The organism is Victivallis vadensis, assembly GCF_003096415.1.
GTDB classification, from domain to species: domain Bacteria; phylum Verrucomicrobiota; class Lentisphaeria; order Victivallales; family Victivallaceae; genus Victivallis; species Victivallis vadensis.
Map to the genome: position 1 here is coordinate 62,948 of NZ_QEKH01000008.1, position 19,118 is coordinate 82,065.

General features: G+C 58.6%; 15 protein-coding genes and 1 tRNA gene. 9 read left to right on the top strand and 7 right to left on the bottom strand.

The annotated features are described in order from the left end of the window. The first annotated feature begins 27 nt into the window (after positions 1-27). From C8D82_RS06265 to C8D82_RS06280, 4 genes are read left to right on the top strand one after another with little or no spacing between them, the layout of a single operon-like run. A complete protein-coding gene (locus C8D82_RS06265; protein WP_133245089.1) occupies positions 28-1,107 on the top strand; it encodes an outer membrane protein assembly factor BamD in 1,080 nt (359 codons plus the stop codon). Continuing rightward, entirely contained in the window at positions 1,104-1,613 is a 510-nt protein-coding gene (locus C8D82_RS06270; RefSeq protein WP_116883424.1) for an LPS assembly lipoprotein LptE, read from the top strand. The genes C8D82_RS06265 and C8D82_RS06270 overlap by 4 nt, the downstream gene beginning before the upstream one ends. Positions 1,614-1,635: 22 nt before the next feature. After that, positions 1,636-2,064, top strand: a complete 429-nt coding sequence (locus tag C8D82_RS06275) for an HIT family protein (RefSeq protein ID WP_165832870.1) — start codon at positions 1,636-1,638, stop codon at positions 2,062-2,064. A 36-nt stretch (positions 2,065-2,100) separates the two neighbouring features. Further along, on the top strand, positions 2,101-2,736 hold the full coding sequence (locus C8D82_RS06280) for a hypothetical protein (RefSeq protein WP_116883426.1): 636 nt from the start codon (positions 2,101-2,103) through the stop codon (positions 2,734-2,736). Here C8D82_RS06280 and C8D82_RS06285 read toward each other — a convergent pair whose 3' ends face one another. Further along, complete coding sequence (locus tag C8D82_RS06285; RefSeq protein WP_116883427.1) at positions 2,737-4,638, bottom strand: NAD(+) synthase; 1,902 nt, start codon at positions 4,636-4,638, stop codon at positions 2,737-2,739. Positions 4,639-4,828: 190 nt separating this feature from the next. Between C8D82_RS06285 and C8D82_RS06290 the strand changes: the two genes are divergently transcribed. Then, entirely contained in the window at positions 4,829-5,014 is a 186-nt protein-coding gene (locus tag C8D82_RS06290; protein WP_116883428.1) for a hypothetical protein, read from the top strand. A gap of 195 nt (positions 5,015-5,209) precedes the next feature. Here the strand turns inward: C8D82_RS06290 and argC are convergent, their stop codons facing one another. Further along, entirely contained in the window at positions 5,210-6,238 is a 1,029-nt protein-coding gene (argC, locus tag C8D82_RS06295) for an N-acetyl-gamma-glutamyl-phosphate reductase (protein ID WP_116883429.1), read from the bottom strand. Positions 6,239-6,267: 29 nt separating this feature from the next. Further along, the gene (locus tag C8D82_RS06300; protein WP_165832871.1) at positions 6,268-8,349 is read right to left on the bottom strand and encodes a DUF349 domain-containing protein; all 2,082 of its coding nucleotides are present in this window, start codon (positions 8,347-8,349) and stop codon (positions 6,268-6,270) included. 334 nt (positions 8,350-8,683) lie between these two features. Here C8D82_RS06300 and htpG point away from each other — a divergent pair, with 334 nt between their 5' ends. From htpG to C8D82_RS06320, 4 genes are all read left to right on the top strand, one after another. Continuing rightward, positions 8,684-10,567 (top strand): molecular chaperone HtpG, encoded by a 1,884-nt coding sequence (gene htpG / locus C8D82_RS06305; protein ID WP_116883431.1) that lies wholly within the window; start codon positions 8,684-8,686, stop codon positions 10,565-10,567. Between the two features lie 68 nt (positions 10,568-10,635). After that, positions 10,636-10,723 (top strand) — tRNA-Ser (locus C8D82_RS06310). A 126-nt stretch (positions 10,724-10,849) separates the two neighbouring features. Next, positions 10,850-11,446, top strand: coding sequence for a sugar O-acetyltransferase (locus C8D82_RS06315; protein ID WP_116883432.1), 597 nt, complete (start codon positions 10,850-10,852; stop codon positions 11,444-11,446). 144 nt (positions 11,447-11,590) lie between these two features. Further along, positions 11,591-12,364 (top strand): methyltransferase domain-containing protein, encoded by a 774-nt coding sequence (locus tag C8D82_RS06320; RefSeq protein ID WP_116883505.1) that lies wholly within the window; start codon positions 11,591-11,593, stop codon positions 12,362-12,364. Positions 12,365-12,366: 2 nt separating this feature from the next. Here C8D82_RS06320 and C8D82_RS06325 read toward each other — a convergent pair whose 3' ends face one another. From C8D82_RS06325 to C8D82_RS06340, 4 genes are all read right to left on the bottom strand, one after another. Continuing rightward, a complete protein-coding gene (locus C8D82_RS06325; protein ID WP_165832872.1) occupies positions 12,367-13,074 on the bottom strand; it encodes a YoaK family protein in 708 nt (235 codons plus the stop codon). A gap of 210 nt (positions 13,075-13,284) precedes the next feature. After that, positions 13,285-14,100: an MBL fold metallo-hydrolase gene (locus C8D82_RS06330; RefSeq protein ID WP_116883434.1), complete on the bottom strand. Its 816-nt coding sequence runs from the start codon at positions 14,098-14,100 to the stop codon at positions 13,285-13,287. Between the two features lie 26 nt (positions 14,101-14,126). Beyond that, on the bottom strand, positions 14,127-16,142 hold the full coding sequence (locus tag C8D82_RS06335) for a DUF5696 domain-containing protein (protein ID WP_133245090.1): 2,016 nt from the start codon (positions 16,140-16,142) through the stop codon (positions 14,127-14,129). Positions 16,143-16,274: 132 nt separating this feature from the next. Continuing rightward, a complete protein-coding gene (locus C8D82_RS06340) occupies positions 16,275-19,076 on the bottom strand; it encodes an endo-1,3-alpha-glucanase family glycosylhydrolase (RefSeq protein WP_116883436.1) in 2,802 nt (933 codons plus the stop codon). Positions 19,077-19,118: the final 42 nt, after the last annotated feature.

Below are 19,118 nucleotides of genomic sequence, written 5' to 3' on the forward strand. Positions count from 1 at the left end.
GCGCCGGCGAAACCCGAGGATTGTTTGGTGGATAAATCAAAACTTCTGATGCTTGCCGCCGCATTTCTGCTGGCGCTGCCGCTTGCCGCCGACGATAAATCGGCCGACGATGCCTATCGTGAAGGTCTGGCACTCTATCAGGCAAAGGATTACAAGGCGGCGGGCGACAAGTTCGAAGCCGCTGAAATCGAGGCGGATTCCCCGGCCATCAAGGCGAACTCGATCCGGGCGCAGATCGGCGCATGGCGGATGTGCAGGCTGCTCTACAAGGAGTTCGAGGCGATCGAGTCGCTGATGGAGCGTTTCCCGGAATACGCCGACTTCGTGGAGCTGGTGAAGCGGGAATACGAGATCGCCGACGCCTATTATCAGGGCAAGCGGGACCTCGCGTTCTGGTCGCTGCGCTGGATTCCGTGGCTGGTCGGCGACGACAAGAGCATCGAAGTGTTTGAAAAGGCGCTGGACCGGGCGCCGTTCGCGGAATCCGCCCCGGAAGCGCGGCTGCGGCTGGCCTATCTCTTCGACCAGAAGGGAAAGGTCAAAGAGTCGCTGGAACAACTGCGGATCATCATCCGGGATTTCCCGGATGCGAAGGCGTGCCGTTACGCGTATCTGGCGCTGGCCAACGGCCTGTACGAGCTCTCCCGGCGCGGCGACGGCGACGGGGCGTACAACCGTGAATCCTACGAATTGTTCAAGACCTTTCTGGAGAAGTACCCGGATGCGCCCGAAGCGCCGTGGGTCAAAGTGCGCATGGTCCGCTCCCGCGACATCCAGGCGGGACGGCTCTACGAGCTGGCTGAATACTATGAACGCGCCGGGCGCAAGGAGGCCTCCGAACGCTACCTCGCCCAGGTGCTGAAGGATTATCCCGACACCACGTCGGCGGACGCCTCCGAGCGGCTGCTCGTGAAGCTGGACAGCACTTTCGTGCCGGAGGATTTCCGGGAAAAGCCGGAGGGGCGGCTGCCCCACTACCGGACCCGCCCGATTCCGGCGGAGGCCTCGCAACTGCTGATCGCCCCCGGCGACAGTGACCGCCGCTTCCTGCTGCCGGTCTTCAGCGTGCATCTGCCGGACGAACAGGATAAGGAGAAAAGCGAATGAGAGTTGCCGCATTGATGATGTTGACGCTGCTGCTGGCCTGCGTGTCCGGCTGCGGCTACCGGGTCGGATCGCTGATGCACCCGCAGATCCGGACCGTCGCGGTCGCGCCGGTGGTCAATGAAACCATCGCCTACAACGTTTCCGCCGAAGTGCGCGGGCTGCTCTGCGAGGCTTTCATGACCGACGGTTCGCTGAAGCTGGTGGATATGAGCAAGGCGGACTGTATCGTGTACGCACGGGTGCTGGGCGTGAATTTCTCCGAAATCTCGTGGGCGACCAAAAGCAACGACTTCGACGTGCCGAACCAGTGGCGGGTTTCGCTGCTCATCGAATATTCCGTGGTGATTCCGGGACAGGCCAAGCCGCTGCTCACCGCGCGCAAAGCCAGCGGTTCCGCCGATTTCCAGACCGGCGCGGACCAGGAGATCGGACGGCGCAACGGTATCCGGCAGGCCGCCTACGCCGCGGCGAAAAATGTGGTTGCCGGCATCACGGAAGCGTGGTAATTTCAGAACGGAGGTAGACGGTATGGGCAATTGTATTTTCTGCAAAATCGCGGCCGGTGAAATTCCGGCGGTCAAAATTTACGAAGACGAGCTGGTGCTGGCGTTTCTGGACATCGGCCCGATCAACTTCGGGCATACGCTGGTGATCCCGAAGGAACACCACGAGTCCAGCTCCACGATCCCCGAGGCGACGGCGGGACGGATGTTCCATATCGGTTCGCGGATCGGCATCGCCCTGCGGCGGGAGCTGGATTACGACGCTTTCAACCTGCATCTGGCCGATGGGACGGCCGCCGGCCAGGTGGTGCCCCACGCCCATTTGCACGTGGTGCCGCGCGGCGTCGAAGACGGTTTCCACTGGAACTGGCGCCAGCTCAACTATCAGGAAGGACAGGCCGCCGAAATCGCCGCGAAGGTGGCGAAACGGCTTGGAAGCGCACTCGAAAAATAACAGGCGGCCGTGAAGCACGGCGGAAGGAGGCGGCAAATGCCGAAGGTGTTGCGAACTGTATTGTTGACGATTCTGCTGACGGCCGGGGCGCTGCTCTCCGGCGCCGATCTTCTCGACACGCTCGGGGAGCAGCTGGATAAGCTCGAACCGCGCTTCTGGCCGGCTTTGGCCCGTTCTCCCGACTCCGATTACCACAAGCAGACCAAGGAACTGCTGCGCGAAACAATGGGGACCTGCCGGGATATCCAGCGCGAATTGAGCCGGCAGGGCATCCGGTTTGAGCCCAACACCGCCGGAGAGATGATGAAATTGCAGCGCATGTTCGACGAGGATGTGAAGCGTTCGATGGCGAGCTGCTACACGGTGCGGATTCCCGCGACCGGCATGACCGCCTACGACCGGGAGTTCCAGCGGCTCCAGTCCCGGCAGGGCAAGCGCAAGGCCGACAAGAAAACCGCCTCCCTCTCCACGGTCGATCCGGACGCCTATGAAAACTGGCTCAACGATCAGGTGAACCGGAGCCTGAAGCAGATCCGCCGGTCCAGCGGCGACCGGAACGCGCGGCAGGACGAAAACATGAAGAGCAAAATCACCGAATTCTGCGAAGCGGTCGCGAAAATCCGGGTCGCGCTCGTCCGGCTCCGGCAGGAAGTCAAACTGCAGTTCCGCTGATCAGCGCCAGGCGGCGAACGAAGCGTCGGCGGGCATCCGCCAGTCGCCGCGCGGCGACAGCGAAATGGTGCCGACCTTCGGCCCGTCCGGAATGCAGTTGCGCTTGAACTGCTGCTGGAAGAAGCGGCGCAGGAAAGTCGCCAGCGTCCGGTCGATCAGCTCCGCCGGATAACTCCCCTCGAACGCCGCTTCAGCCAGGAAGCGGATCTTCTCCGGCTCCGCGCCGTACTTGATGAAGTGGTACAGAAAGAAGTCGTGCAGCTCGTAGGGGCCGATCAGGTCCTCGGTTTTCTGGTTGATCGTGCCGTCCTCGGCGGCGGGCAGCAGCTCGGGGCTGACCGGGGTGTCGATCACGTCGCGCAACACCGCCGCCAGCTCCGGTTCGGCCCGCTCCGCGGTGGTTTCGATCAGGAAACGGATCAGGGTTTTCGGAATCGAACAGTTCACCGCGTACATCGACATGTGGTCGCCGTTGTAGGTGCTCCAGCCGAGCGCGATTTCGGAGAGGTCGCCGGTACCGACCACCATCCCGCCGGATTTGTTCGCGACATCCATCAGAATCTGGGTCCGCTCGCGCGCCTGCACGTTTTCGTAGGCGGTGTCGAGCACCGCCGGATCGTGGCCGATATCCTCGAAGTGGCGCAGACAGGCGGGCCTGATATCGACCTCGCGCAGCGTCACGCCGAGCAGTTTGCAGAGTTTCACCGCGTTGTTGTAGGTGCGGCCGGTAGTGCCGAAGCCGGGCATGGTGAATGCGGCGATGTCCGAAGCCGGGCGGCCGAGCAGTTTGCAGCACTCCGCCGCGACCAGCAGCGCCAGCGTCGAATCCAGCCCGCCGGAAATGCCGATCACCATGGTTTTCGCATGGGTATGTTCAATCCGCTTCGCGAGGCCGGCGCACTGGATGTCGAAGATTTCGAGGCAGCGTTCACGGCGGTCCGCCGCCCCTTCCGGTACGAAGGGCCGGGGCGGATTGTACGCGAATTCGAGGTCCGGCGAACCGGCGGCCTCCTCCAGCTCAACCCTGCGGTAGACGCGGTCGAGCGGTTCATTGTCGTTGAAGGAACTTTCCGAACAGCGCGCCGCGCCGAGCCGCCCGAAGTCCACGTCGGCGTAAATCACCGAATTGCCGCGGTCGAACCGGCGGTTTTCCGCCGCGAGCCGCCCGTTGTCGGCGATCAGTGCATGGCCGCCGAACACCACGTCGGAGGTGGATTCATGCACCCCCGCCGAAGCCAGCACATAGGCGGCAAGACAGCGGGCGCTCTGCTGTTTCACCAGATCGCGGCGGTAGGCGGCCTTGGAGGCGAGTTCGGTTCCGGCGGAGAGGTTGAAGATCGCCCGCGCCCCGGCCAGGGCCAGGCCGGACGACGGCGGACGCACCCCCCACAGGTCCTCGCAAAGCTCGACCGCGAACCGGAAGCCGCGTCCGCCGTCGAACCACAGATCGGAGCCGAACGGCACCGGCCGCCGGTCGATCCGCACCAGTTCGCCCGCAACCTTCGCGCCGGAACGGAAATGGCGCTTTTCGTAGAACTCCCGGTAATTCGGCAGCAGCGACTTAGGGACCAGCCCCCGGATCATCCCGTTCTGCGCGACGGCGGCGACGTTGTAGATGCCTTCGCCGAACTTCAGCGGGAATCCGAAGATCGCGACGGTCCCCTGCCCTGCCGTGGCCTTCGCGAACCCGGCCGCCGCGGACTCGGCCCGCTCCAGCAGTCGTTCCTGAAAAAACAGGTCGCCGCAGGAGTAGCCGGTCACGGAAAGTTCCGGGAACACGACCGCCGCCGCCTGTTTCACGCACGCTTCGCGGTAGCACTCCAGCATTTGAGAAAGGTTGAACTCGACATCCGCCACCCGGATCACCGGGACAGCCGCCGCCAGACGATAAAATCCGAACATCGCAACTCCATGCTTGAATCAAAAATTTCATTTGCATTAATGTACCCGGTCAACCGGTCTGATGCAAGATGCTGCCGCCGCTTCCTCTTCATTTTTCACGGTTTCCGTGCTCTCCAGCCGATATCCGGTAATCATTAAGAGAAATAGCGCCATACCACTCCATTCCTTCAAGTTCAGGATAACACGGAATATGTATAAACGTCGACACCAGATTGGTCTGCCCTTCTACCTGCCCGGCGCGGTGATCGCGGCGGTTCCCGCATGGCTGCTGACCAACTGGTTCCATGACACGAAAGCCGGAACCGCCCTCGGCCCCTTCCGGGAGTTCGACCGGGAAATCCTGCGGCAGTTGACCGAAAAGAAAGAAAAAGAGTAATCGCCGGCGCGAAGTGCCGCTGTGCTCGTTTGACCGCATTTCACCACAAGTTTACAGACCGGCTCACGTCCGGCCTGAACGCGGAGACGAATCTACGCACACCAGGCTGCGTTGAATGGTTCAAGCGGCAAAAAATCAGGGGAGAAGCACGGGCAACCATGCTCTCCCCTGAACTCTTGTCTGCACTCCCCGGGGTCAGATCAGGCCGGCGGCTTCATCGAGGCCGAAGCGGATGTTCATGCACTGCACCGCCTGTCCCGACGCGCCCTTGGTCAGGTTGTCGATCACCGAAGTCACGATCACCTTGTTGGTGTGCGGATCGAGGTTGTAACCGATTTCGCAGGTGTTGGTCATCGACACGTATTTGGTGTCGGCGCAACGCTTCGCGGGAAGAATCCGCACGAACTGCTCCTTGCCGTAAGCCTGTTCATAGACTTCGCCGATTTTTTCCAGCGTGCAGCCGTCGGCGGCATCCATCAGGATCGTCGAATTGATGCAGCGGTTCATCGGAGCAAGGTGCGGGATGAAGTTGATCGCCATCTCCGGCACGCCCGCTGCGAACGCCATCTCCTGCTCGATTTCCGGCAGGTGGCGGTGGCCGACGACGCCGTAGGCTTTCAGGCTCTCGTTGCACTCCGGGAAGATATACGGCAGGTCAACCTTGCGTCCCGCCCCGGTCACGCCGGAGCAACTGACCACCGCGATACCGGTCGGCTTGACCAGCTTCGCCGCCAGCAGCGGCGCGGTCGGCAGGATCGAACTGGTCGGATAGCACCCCGCGCACGCGACGAGATCGGCGGTGCGGAGCTGATCGCGGTAACGCTCCGGCAGGCCGTAGACCGCCTTGGCGAGCAGTTCCGGAGCCGGATGGTCCACCTTGTAATACTCCTTGTACTTCGCGGCGCTCTTGAGCCGGAAGTCGGCGGAAATGTCGAACACCTTCACGCCCGCCTTCAACAGCGGAATCGCGTATTCGGTCGCCAGCCCGTGCGGCAGTGCGAGGATCGCGGCATCGCACTTCGCGGCGATCTCATCCACCTTCGGCTCCACGAAGGTCAGCGGAGCGCCGGTGAAGCGCGGAAACACCGTGGACACCGGCTCGCCGGCGTTTTTGCGGGAGGTGATCGCGACCACTTCCGCGTTGGGGTGGCGCAACAGGATACGGAGCAGTTCCTCGCCCGCATAACCCGATGCGCCGAAAACTGCGACTCTGACTTTACTCATTTTATAACCTCTTTCAACAAAGGATGTTGTTAACGCAATTTACCATAGGCGTTGTCGAACCGCTCAAACGAACGCTCCAGCGTTTCGGCATCCACCAGCCCCGTATTCAGGTACTCGCTGAGCAGCTGCTTCGGGTCGACCACCTTCTCCACCGCCCGGGCACTCGATTTCGCGAAGTTCCCGGCGATGGCGGCCTGCAGCTCGGCGGCAAGGTCGAGCGCCGGAGCGGCTTCCTCCGGCTCCTGCTTCACGCCGACCAGCTTTTCCAGCTCGGAACAGATCCGGTTCTGGTCGGCTTCCGCCGCTGCGGCCTGCTTTTCGAGCCTCTCCAGCGCCTTCGCATCTCCGGCGATGGCGCTTTTCAGCAACTGCGCCGCGCTGTTCAGCTTCCCGAAGCGGTCGAGATGCTCCACCGCCAGCGATGCTTCGTCGACCGTTTCGCCGCGCTTCAGCGCCGAAAACGCGGCCGCCAGCGGACGGGCCACCGTCTTGGCAAGCGTCAGCTTGTCGACCAGCACCCGTTTGCGAGCGCCGGAGAGCGCCTGCTCGAACCTGGCGCACGCCTTCTTCTCCTGATCGAAAGTCCGGCGGCAGGCCAGCTCGCGCAATTCGCGCTGAATCTCGTGATACCGTTTCTCCGCCGCGCCCGGTTCGGAGATCGCCGTTCCAAGTTGTTCCAGCTCCGCGATCAATTCGCGGCTGCGGTTCTCGCGCCCCGCGAACGCCTCACGGCAGCCGGAGAAGAATTTGTCCATCGCGGCGTTGAATTTCGCCGCGAGTTCCGGCTCCGCCCGGCCGGCGGCACCGGCGCTCTGATATTCGGCCCGGAGCTGCTTGGCGCGCCGGACCGCCTGTTCGCCGGACTGCTCGGCCAGTGTTTCAGCTTCCGCAATCAGCGCGCGTTTCTTTTCGGCGATCGCATCGAACTTGCGGTTGCGCTCGTCGAAATAGGCGCTGCGCGCGCCGAAGAATTTGTCCGCCGAAGCCCGGAAGTTGGCGTAAAGCGTTTTTTCCGCCGCTCCGGCGTGCGGAATCGTCTTCCATGCCGCCTGCAGGGTCTTGAACGCCTCGCTGGTCACATTCCACTCGGTCGAATCGGCCAGTTTGGCCGCCTGCTCGCAGAGCCCCTGCTTGGTCAGGGCCGCCTGCTTCTGCTCCTGGCGGCGCTGCGCGAAATACTCGTCGACCCGGTGCTGAAGCGCGCGGGTGGCCTCCAGATAACGGGTGTTGATTTCTTCGTTCTTGACTTTGGGCACACCGCCGAGGTTCTTCCACTTCTCGCGCAGTTCGTGCAATGCCCTGGCCGCTTTGGGCAGTTCGCTGTCCGGCACCGCGTTGAGCTTGTCCAGCTCGGCGCAGAGGTCCAGTTTGTGCGTGTAGCTCTCCCAGCGGGCGAGGTCGAGCGTCTCATAGTGCATCGCCAGCCGGGCCGCGGCTTTGTGCAGCGCGTCGACATAACGGTCGGCGGCCTGCTTGGGAACGCGCCCGAGCGCCGCATATTCGATCTCGATTTCGGTTTTGCGGTCATGCAGCAGATTCATATCCTCGCCGGCGGTCAGGGCGGTGAACTCCTCCGCCAGCTTCAGCGCCTTTTCCGCCTTCTCCCGGTCGGCAGCGGCTTCCGCATCCAGCTTCTCCTTGAGCGGCCGGAACTTCGCTTCAAATCCGGCGGCATCCACCGCGTCGGCACCGACCGCATTCACGATATCGTTCCATTTGCGTTCCAGCGCCTCCGCTTCGCCGAGCGTCGCCAGGTCGCCGGCGGCGATCAGCGCGTCGAGTTCGCCCGTCACAGCGGCGGCGGCCTCCAGCTTCGCGGCGCGCGCTTTGAGCTTCGCTTCGTTTTCGGCGGCAGCGGTTTCAGCGGCCTGCACGGCTTCCGCGAACCGCTTGTCCAGAATTTCCGCATATTCGGGAGGAGGGAGCGGCAAAGCGTGAAACGCGGCGGTCAGCCGCCCGATTTCGGCAGGATAATCCTCCACCACCTTCGACGGCAGTTGTTCCAGCTCCGCGCAAACCGCTTCGCGCTGATGCAGGAGATCCCGGAGCGCGTCGGGAATTCCGACGACGACGGGCCGATTGGATTGGAGATTGTCAACTTGTTCGCTCATGAGTCCCTCATTCCCGAATTTCTCGGCCTCGGCGGGACGGCTTTCGCCGTCCGGCCTGCGCCGGCTCTGTAAAGTACCGCGGAATTCCCACCTCCCCCGGAGCGCCGGAATTCCGCAAAATAATGCCATTCCGTAAATTATAGCGCAATTTTATTATTTTTCCAACGCCTGAAGCGGATTTGACTTGAATTTTCGGTAAAAAAAATTATATTCCTGAAATGTTCCGGGCGGAAACCTGTTTTCTGTGCATGATAGAATATCAGAAATCCGGATCTGGAATCCGGTTCCGGCAGGAACGTCAATATCATTTACTACACAAGGAGGTTTTATTGTTATGGGACAGAAAAAAGAGTTCAAGACGGAAGTACGCCAGCTGCTGAATCTGATGATTCATTCGCTGTACTCCAACCGCGATATTTTCCTGCGCGAACTGGTGGCCAACGCCGCCGACGCGATCGACAAGGTGCGTTTTGAAAGCCTGACCAGGCCCGAACTCGCGAAAAAGTGGGAGATCCGCCTCGCGATCGACAAGCCGAACAAAACCCTGACCATCACCGACAACGGCATCGGCATGACCGAGGAGGAGGTCGTCGAAAACGTCGGCACCATCGCCAAGAGCGGCACCAAAGCCTTTCTGCAGATGCTTGAGGAAAAGGGCGACAAGGAGAACCTGCCGGAGCTGATCGGCCAGTTCGGCGTCGGTTTCTATTCGGCGTTCATGGTGGCCGAAAAGGTGGAGCTGACTACAAAGAAGGCCGGTTCCGACGCCCCGGCGGTCCGCTGGACCAGCAACGGAGAGGGCGAATACGAGCTTGACTCCGCCGCGAAGGAGGAGCCGGGCACCGAAATCAAGCTCTATCTGAAAGGCGACGCCGAACAGTATCTGGAAAGCTGGAAGATCAGCGGCATCGTGAAGAAGTATTCCGACTTCATCGAATACCCGATCATCCTGCCCGAGGTCAAGGTCAACGACGACAAGACCGAAACCGTCACCGACAAGGTGCTCAACTCGCAGAAGGCGATCTGGCTGCGGAAACCCTCCGAAATCACCGAGGAGGAGTACAAGAGCTTCTATTCGCATCTGTCGAACTTCGGCGGCACCGATTATTTGAAGGCGATCCACATTTCGGCGGAGGGCGTCAGCGAATTCAAGGCGCTGCTGTTCCTGCCGAAGGAGGCGCCGTTCAATCTGCTGATGCCGGACATCCAGAAGAAGGGGCTGCAGCTCTATGTGAAGCGGGTGTTCATCACCGACGAGTGCAAGCAGCTGCTCCCGGATTACCTGCGCTTCGTGTGCGGCGTGGTGGATTCCAACGACCTGCCGCTGAACGTGTCGCGTGAAATCCTGCAGGAGAACCCGCACCTCGCCAAGATCGAAAAGACCGTGACGACCAAGGTGCTCAGCGAATTGAAGAAACTGCTCGAAACCGACCGCGAAAGCTATGAAAAGTTCTTCAAGGAGTTCGGCCGCATCCTGAAAGAGGGGCTGCACACCGACTTCGCGAATGCCGAAAAGCTCAAGGATCTCGTGATGTACGAATCCATGAACACCGAGGCCGGCAAGATGATCACCCTCGACGACTATGTGAAGGCGATGCCGGAATCCCAGAAGGAGATCTATTTCATCACCGGCGACAAGCGCGAATCGGTCGCTTCCTCTCCGGCGCTGGAATACTTCCGCAGCAAGGGGTACGACGTGCTGTTCATGACCGACCCGATCGACGACTGGGTGATGCAGTCGATGTTCCAGTACCAGAAGAAGAACTTCAAGTCGATCGCGAAGGGCGACTTTGAAGTCGAAGGCGCGGCGGAGACGCTGAAAGCGGCGCAGGAGAAGTTCGCCAAGCTGGTGGAATTCCTGAAGACCGCGCTGGGCGACAAGGTCAGCGAAGTGCGCTTTTCGGCGCGGCTGACCGACAGCCCGTGCTGCCTGATCACCGAAGGCAACGCGCTGAGCCCGCACTTGGAACGTCTCTTCAAAGCGATGCACCAGGAGGTGCCGGAGAGCAAGCGCATCCTCGAACTCAATCCGAAGCATCCGCTGATCGAAGGGTTGTTCGACATCTATCTGAAGAACGACAAGGCTCCGGAGCTGACGGCCTACGCCAAAGTGCTGTTCGACCAGGCGCTGCTGACCGAAGGCAGTCCCCTGCCCGATCCCGCCGCGTTCGCGAAATCGGTGACCGACCTGCTGCTGAAGAGCATCACCGGTAAATAATCCCGGCAAAAATAAATATTGCGCTTGAAAAAAACGGTTTCAGGCGCAATATTTAGCAATTCACATCCGGAGAGATGGTCGAGTGGTTTAAGGCAGCGGTCTTGAAAACCGCCGTGGCGCAAGTCACCGAGGGTTCGAATCCCTCTCTCTCCGCCAATAACTTACAACAATTTCCGGTCAGTGTTCCGGTATTTTCATCTCCCCGTTTTTCCCAAAACTGACTTCCTGTTGTTTTTCAATTGAATCCGGCAAACACATTTTTCCAAGCAGGAGCCTCACACGATGAATGATAAACCGGTCGTTCCGATCAATTGTCTGTTTCAGGGGTGTTACAATCCCGCCTTTGAAGCGGAAATCAGCAAATGCAAGGACAAATGCTACAAGTATAACCAGCTGAATCCCAACGACCGGGAGGCGCAGCGCCGCATCCTCGCCGAACTGCTGGGGCAGATGGGGGAAAACGTGATCTTCACTCCGCCCTTCTGGTGCGATTACGGATACAACATCTCCGTCGGGGATTACTTTTACTCCAACCACAACCTGATCATCACCGACGGCGCCAGAGTGACGTTCGGGAACCATGTGTTCATCGCTCCGAACTGCTGCTTCACGACCGCCGAGCATCCCGTCGATCCGGAACAGCGCAAGGCCGGACTGGAGATCGCCAAGCCGATCACCGTCGGCGACAACGTCTGGATCGGGGCGGGAACGACCGTCCTGGCCGGCGTGACCATCGGCGACAACTCCATCATCGGAGCCGGAAGCGTAGTTTCCAAGTCCATTCCCGCCAACGTGGTCGCCGTCGGCGTCCCCTGCCGGGTGATGCGGGAGATCACCGAGGCGGACAAATACCGTTACCCGCTCTATCAGGGGAACTGATCTTCCCCGGCGGATTCCGCAGGATTCGTTCCCCCCGTTCCCGCCCTGAGATTTCGTCAAATTCTGCTCAATAATTCCTGTTGCATTTCGTGGAATCGATGGCATATTACAGCAATGGCAGCAATGGAGGAGGAACAGCACATCATGGCGGAATGGGATTCCACGCAATATCTGAAATTCGAGAAAGAGCGGAGCCGGGCCGCGATCGACCTCGCGAACCGGATTGAACTTGAAGCGCCGAAACGGGTTCTCGACCTCGGCTGCGGCCCCGGCAACAGCACCCGGGTGCTGGCGGAACGTTTCCCCGGAGCGCACATCCTCGGCGTCGACAATTCAGCCAATATGATCGAAGCCGCCCGGCGGGATTATCCGGCGCTGGAGTTCCGGCTGTTCGACGCGACCGGCGACTTCGCGGAACTCGGCGGCAGTTACGACGTGGTCTTTTCCAACGCCTGCATCCAGTGGGTGCCGGATCATCCGCGGCTGCTGCGCAATATGATGGGGCAGCTCGCGCCCGGCGGCGTGATGGCGGTGCAGATTCCGAACAACTTCGACGCGCCGGTCCACCGGATCATCCGCGAACTGGTCGCGGAACCGGAGTGGAAGCCCTTGTTCCCCGCGCCGCGCATCCTGTACTCATTGCCGCCCGACGACTACTTCGACCTGCTGGCGGAGCTGTCGCCGGAATTCCATCTGTGGGAAACGGTTTACTTCCAGCGCATGCCCTCCCATCAGGCGCTGCTCGAATGGTATCGCGGCACCGGTCTGCGCCCCTATCTGGCCGCGCTCTCCGGGGCGAAGAAAGAAGCGTTCGAGGCGGAAATCCTACGCCGGATCACGGAACGGTATCCGCTTCGGAAAAACGGCGAAATCATCTTCCACTTCCCGCGCCTCTTTTTCACCGCGGTGCAACAGTAAACTTATCGCCGTTTCAGCAGGCCGCGGAATCTGCGCCGCCACGAGGCCAGCTCGCGCGGCGGCGTGATCAGGAAAAAAACCGCGCCCAGACCGGCCGGAGCCAGCAGAAAGACGTAGTGTCCGAACCCGTGCAGAAGCAGCGCCCCGGCGGCGGCTCCGAAGATGAAGCAGACGATCACGCCGTAGTAGTGCAGCGCCTTATGCAGCTCCTCGCGCTTCCGGTCGAAGCAGCAGTGAAACAGCGCCTCCGTGCCGCTGCGGAGGTTTCCGGTACACATCGTCGAAGCGAACGGCAATCCCTGCACCCGGCGGAACGTCTGCACCTGCAGTGCGCACACGAACGAAATCAACGCATTCACAATGAAGTCGAACTCTCCGTATGGAATGAAGCAGACCGGCGCCAGGCAGACCAGTTCCAGCAAAATCACGCACTGGTGCCACGTGACCCGCCGAAACGCCGGCAGCTTGCGATGCACGATTTCCGCAATGAAAATCCCCAGCGCATAGAACAGGATCGCCAGCACGTATCTCGAACTTGCCAGCCACTCCCGGTGCGCCAGGTGAAACCCGCACAGCACCATGTTGCCGGTCACCGCATTCGCAAACACCTTCCCCCGGTAAAGGTACGTGTAGATATCCAGAAAACCGCCGACCACGCTCAATACGCACGCCGCCGTCAGCCGCTCCGCATTTGCCGATGTAAGATTCATAATCCGCCGTATCCTCCGGCAGATAAAATACACGCTCAACCCTCGCGGTTCAAGTCCCCCCCACCTTGCCCATAAAAGTATTGGGGATTTCGCTCCCATCGGAACGAGCAGGAACCATCCGCACTAGTCATCTTAAAAATGCGATATATTTCAACCGAGCAGAAGCTGAAACTCTTTTCCGTGTATGCTCGTTGGGATTTTGCGTGGATATCAGACGAGATCGACGGTCAATCCGTCGTATGACCACTCCATGCATGGATTGTCGTCCAATGCGGCGGGAAATTTCGTGCAGGGCAACGGAGCGGCGAGATGGGAGACGTGAACCGCCCAGATGTGCGATTCCGGCGTGAGCGTGTTTTGCCGCCGCAGACGCGCGACGATTTCACGGATGGCCGGGAGACCCATGTGGCCCTGGTGTTCGCGGTGCTCCACGCCCCAGGTCGCATCGATGAAGATGTGGTCGACCCGGCGGTTTTTCAGCAATGCGAACGCCGATTCGGGGAAGCGGTCGCTGTCATTGGCGATCAATACGTTTTTTCCCGGAGTTTCAATCAGATACATCAGACACTCCTCGGTGGGGATGTGGTCGGTCGCAATCGCCGTCACCCGGATCCCGTCGAACGATACGGTTTCGCCGGAACGGAGCAATTGCGTTTGCAGCGTGATACCGAAATTCCGGTACGGCGCAAGCTGCTTCAACACTTCGGTGTTGCCGTAGAGGGTCACGATTTGTTCCGGCGCGGAAACCCCAAGTGTCTGATTCCACAGCTCCTCCGCGCCGAAGTGGTCGGAGTGGCTGTGGGTGATGAAGATCCGCCTGAGTTTCGTCAGGTCGAATCCCAGCTCGCGCGCCTGCATCGCTGTATCGGGGCCGAAATCGAACTTCACCGCATCGCCCAGCAGATATCCGGTGCGGGAACGGCGCTCCTTTCCGCCATTTTCACGCGCCGATACGCAGACCGGGCAACGGCAGAACAGCCCCGGAATCCCGACAGCATCCCCTGAACCGCAAACCATGAATTTCATATTCCATCCTCTTATCCGGTTGTCCGTCAATTGTTCCACTCTGTTTCGACGCTCCAGTTCAGCGCATTGCCGCGCATCGTCTTTCCGGGATATGAGATGCTCCAGTCACCGGAATTCTGGTCGGCGGTGACAACCGTGCCGTCGGCATAGACAGCCTGCTGACAGCGCCCGTCCGGAGACAGCTGCCTGTGATCGGTCATCTCCAGCAATGCGACCCGCCCGTGCAATTCCGCAACAATCCCTGCCGCCTCGACATCCTCGGCGGAAGCGTCCACCGACAGATAGGGCATGCCGGCGGAAATCAGCGCGTGCAGGAACGGGATGTCGTGCTTCGAATAATAGTACGAACCGCGCCGGCGTCCGGTTTCAAACGGTACGATCATCGCATCATGATAAACCAGAGCATAAAGCGGCAGCGGTATCGCGAAATTCTCATACTCCGGATTGACCGCCCAGGTGGTATGGTGAACCAGATGCAGGGTGCGGACAGTCCAGTCGGCGGCTTCTTCCGAACTGACGATGCCGAAATTCCGGCGGATATAATCAAAGCAGGCCCGACGGAGCCTGAAGGAGTCGGAACGTGTCATCCTGTGTTCATGATGGTAGCATTCATCACCGGAAACAGCGGAAAATACATCCAGATAACAGCCGTCGGGAGCCGCGCCAATTTCCCTGAGGTAAGTGTTGTTTCGCCTGACATAGTCCAGTGAACGGGTCGTACAGACCAGCGCGTTGGCGCCCCCGGCCCAGCTGTCTTCGATGTGGTGAGTTCCGTCTTCGCGCAACAGCAGCAGCTCCTTGTTGTAACTTGGAGCATCAAGATACATATCGCGGTACTGCTGATGATAAACCACGATGTAGTCATTTTCACGGGCGAAAGCGAGGAATTTTTTCAGACCTTCCTTGCCGCCGGCTTTCTCTCCCACCGGAATCTGATCCGGCTCAAGATTGTCATAGCCCCGGTAACCGATGCCGTCGACATGAATGTATGCCTTCCTGAGCCCGAACTTCCGCTGAATGCGTTCGAACTTTTCAATCAGCTCGGCATAGGGGATGAAGAGCGTATCCGTTCCGCTCCGCACGTTGTACTGGCGTGCCGTCACATGGAAGATCGGTGAACCGATCAGCCGGGCGAGCCTGGGAAGCTCGGCGATTTTGTCCGCAGTTGAACGGAACGTTCCGTTTTCCTGAGCGATCCTGCGATATGTCCTGGCCATGGCGACATAGTTCCCGTCGACCAGTTTAAGCCGGGCGCGCCGGGTATAATTCATTTTTCCGAGGGAATGAATCCATTTGGGAGAAACGGTGGTTCCGTTTTCCGGCGAATGATAAAGCTGGATTCCCGCATCATCCGGAGTTTCGAAGATCAGCATCGCCGACTTGCCGCCGCGGGTCACGCCCCACCATGGCATATATAGAGAAAGGCCGTAAGCCAGTCCGATTTTCCCGCAGTCGGCATAAGGCGCGTCGATTACTTTCGGCCAATTCCGGGGGATCATCAGTCCCGATGTATGCGGCACGATCGTCGCATCGACATCGTCGCCCGCGAACGCACCGGGCCAGCTGGCCAGTCGCAGCGCGGTATCCTCTTCCACCGGTCGCAGTTCAAACACCGCATCGCCGGTCGCGTAATCCAGACCGGCAAAGAGAATGACTTTCAAATCCGCAGACCGGCCGCCGACGGAAAAACCGGACAGGGATAATCTGATCCCGAAAATTCCGGCCCATTGTTCGGTTGAGATCGCAACAGACCCGGCGTCGGTGAGCTTTATTATATGCTCCGAACCATCCCGCAGTCTTGCCGCCGCATCGTCCGGAGTGCGCAGAACAAATGCATGACCGGCTTTCTGCAACGTCACCTGCAGATTTTTCGAGTTCAATTTCAGCGTGGTATCACCGGCAGAGAGCTCCAGCATACCGGGAGAAGTTTCATGGAATGAAACAAAACGGTCGGCTTTCAGCGCATCCGGAGTGGCGGCATCGCGCATCTGCTGTGCCCACGGCAAAGCATCGCAAACCGTTGCTGCAGTTTTTGTCTTCATCGGCAAATCCTTTTAAGGAGAGCTGAACCGGTTCAGGAATTCAGCTCTTCACTGGTTAATAATCCGTATTGTTATCCGTTCTATATGTCGTATTTGCAATAAGGCGCATCACATCAGGGCCTTGTTTCCAGGTCACTTGCCATCGTTTTTCGTACAGTTCGAGATTTTCAAATTATCAATTTTTCCCTCAAAGCCGTTCTCCTTGTCGCCCAGCGTGAAAAAGAAGTTCCGAAAATCCCGGTAGGGTGCGAAGCGGCTTTTCCCTTCTTTGACCCCGTCAATGAACAAGGTACCGCTTTTTTCGTCAAAAACGAACTTGACGGAATGCCAGACTCCAGTGCTGACAGGTTTCTCGGAAAGCACATAGCTCTGATCGCCGTAACGCCCGATGCGCAGCTTCCCGTCGCTCTGGATCCGGACGAAGAACCCGCCCTGGCAGACATGCCCGTTGCCGGACATGATCAGTCTGGAATCTTCCGGAATCTTATCCAGATAAAGGCTGAACTCCAGAACGCAATTGGCCAACGGCGAAACACGGCGGCGCAGCATCGTCTCACTTCCTTTGGTGAACACCAGACAATTGCTTCCGTCCGGCCCTTCCGGTTTCAGCAGTTGTTCAAAGGGATAGGTCAACGGACGGTCCCCAAGAGCATCTTCCCCCCCGTTATCGAAATTCCAGGAGCCTTCCCTGAGAACATGCGAATTCACCCTGAACGTTTTAACTTTATTCGTGCGGGGGACATCCGCGTAATATCCCATATTGTCAAGGGTCGCCTCCTGGCTGAAATAGGTTTCCAGAAGATTCATACGGACGAATGTCTCTTTGCCGAACGGAGTCAGGAACTTGGTGCAGGCATTTTTACCTTCGACGGTCAGAAAATTGATGTGGTAGACATCGCTTTCATGCGAAGGGCGCGAATAAAACCTGACGGTCAGTTCGGTCTGATCAGGCAACCCGTTCCCGGCAAAGACAGCGTGATTGTTCCAATCGTTGAATTCAAAACGGCATTCCTGATCGGCCCCGATAACGAGCTGCCGGTTCTTCAGCAGTTCCGCCGCCGGAGCGGAACCGATCAGTTGATCGTTGTGATAAACTTCAAAAACTGTTTCGGGGGTTGCATCCATCTGAGTACCATAGGCTCCCATGGCATAAGGAGCCAGCCGCAGGTGCTGCGGTCCCCAATCGACTTTGTCCATGTCGAGGTTGAACCCATGTTCCCGCTTCAGGCCGAGGATCTTACCGTTTTTAATCTTCAGCTCGAAACGGGCGGACGTATGCTTGGGATAAACAGTCAGATTCAATAAGCAGCTTTGCGAATCGGCAGTAAAATCGGCAACCATCCTGTCGTTGCGGAAGAGCATTGCGCGCGCAATTTTTTCAGGCGATCTGAATTTCACTTTGGCAGTTACAAGATTCGCATCCTGCCTGACTTCAAAATCAGCTTTCACTTCGGTCAGGTTATGAAACGCGCTTCTCTGAATGCTCCAGTTCTGAATCCAGGGAGTACGCAGCAGAACGGCAGGCAGCTTTCGTGTGGACGTTTTTGTCTGTCCGTCATAATTCCAGGTCAGCGTGATCTCCGGAAATATCGCATGGGAAACCGCAAGAGGACCGGAAGGAATAAGCCATTCACAGCGGTCAAAATCATTCATGTTCAGTTTCTTGCTCTGAAGTTTCCGGACTTCTTCACCGTTGTTGTTCAGCAGCCGGCCGGAAATCATGACTTTGCCCTGCGCTTGAATGGGAGTTGAAAGCGCAGTCAGGCGGATGACGGTTCCCGCCAGATATTCCCTGTTTGCGGCGAAATAAACTCTGGGTTCCGATTGCTTCGGAGCGGGATTCTGCCTGAAGTACTGGTCAATGAAAGCCTCCATTACTTCGGCGGAAGCTCCGAAATCAAACGTGCGCGGGAAAATGGGAGTTTCGCCGATGTCATTCCAGGTTGCAATATTCAGCCAATCGACCTCATCCGGCTTGAAAGCATGAAAGCAATCCCAGATTTTATCATATCCGCGGAAAGGAACATATCCGTAATGTCCCAGATCTTCCAGCCAGTTTCCGCGATATCCCGGCGTGATTGTCGCCACCGGTTTCTTGTTGAACCGGGCCAGTGCGTTGCGAAGCGCGACGAATTCTTTCCGATGAACACCTTCCGGTTCACCGCGGTCATTCCACGCCCGCGAGGAAAACATGAACGGATAAAAACTGTCGCAGACTTCACCATAAGGATCGATATAAGTCCCCTCGACCATTTTTTCCACATTGGAACGCCATTCCGCCGTTTCCCTGTGCAGGACATAGTAGATCTCGATTCCTTTCGCCTTCAGACGTCTCTTGATTTCGGCGATTTTCTCAGGCGAGTGCCGCCAGGCGCCCGAAAAGCTGAAGAAAATATACTTGTTGCCGATTTTGGGGAAATTGGGATGATTCCCCAGATTCTTCACAATTTTTTCCGTGGAGTCAACACTCAGCTGAATTCCCGCTTCCCCATCAAGCGGCGGGATGTCGAAACAGAACCCCACCAGAAAGGACGTGCCTTTTGCCGCCTCAAGGTAGCAGTCGGCAAAAGACATCTGATCCGCCGTCCCGATGTCCATGAAAAAACCGTCGATGCCGACAGCCTGCGCCATGGCAATTTCCCGCTTGGCGCTTTCGATCAATGTCGCATCCGGTTTCAAGGCGACTTCATGATACCCGTCGACCCGGAGCTGGCTGTTATATAAATTGTGCCACGGCACCGTGTGTGCGAAAACCATTTTCCGGCCGGGCTGGACTCCGGGGACTCCCGGTTTCAGGACAATCGGATCGGCGACCGCGATTCCGGCAATATCGACAGCCTGTTCAGGGACATCATCCCCGGCACAGACACTCAGTACAGTTCCGAGACAAAGCAATATCAGAGATTTTTTCTTGAAAGCAGTGAATAAGTTCATTTTTCATCCGGATGTTCCAAATTTTAACTTCAGGAATGTCGG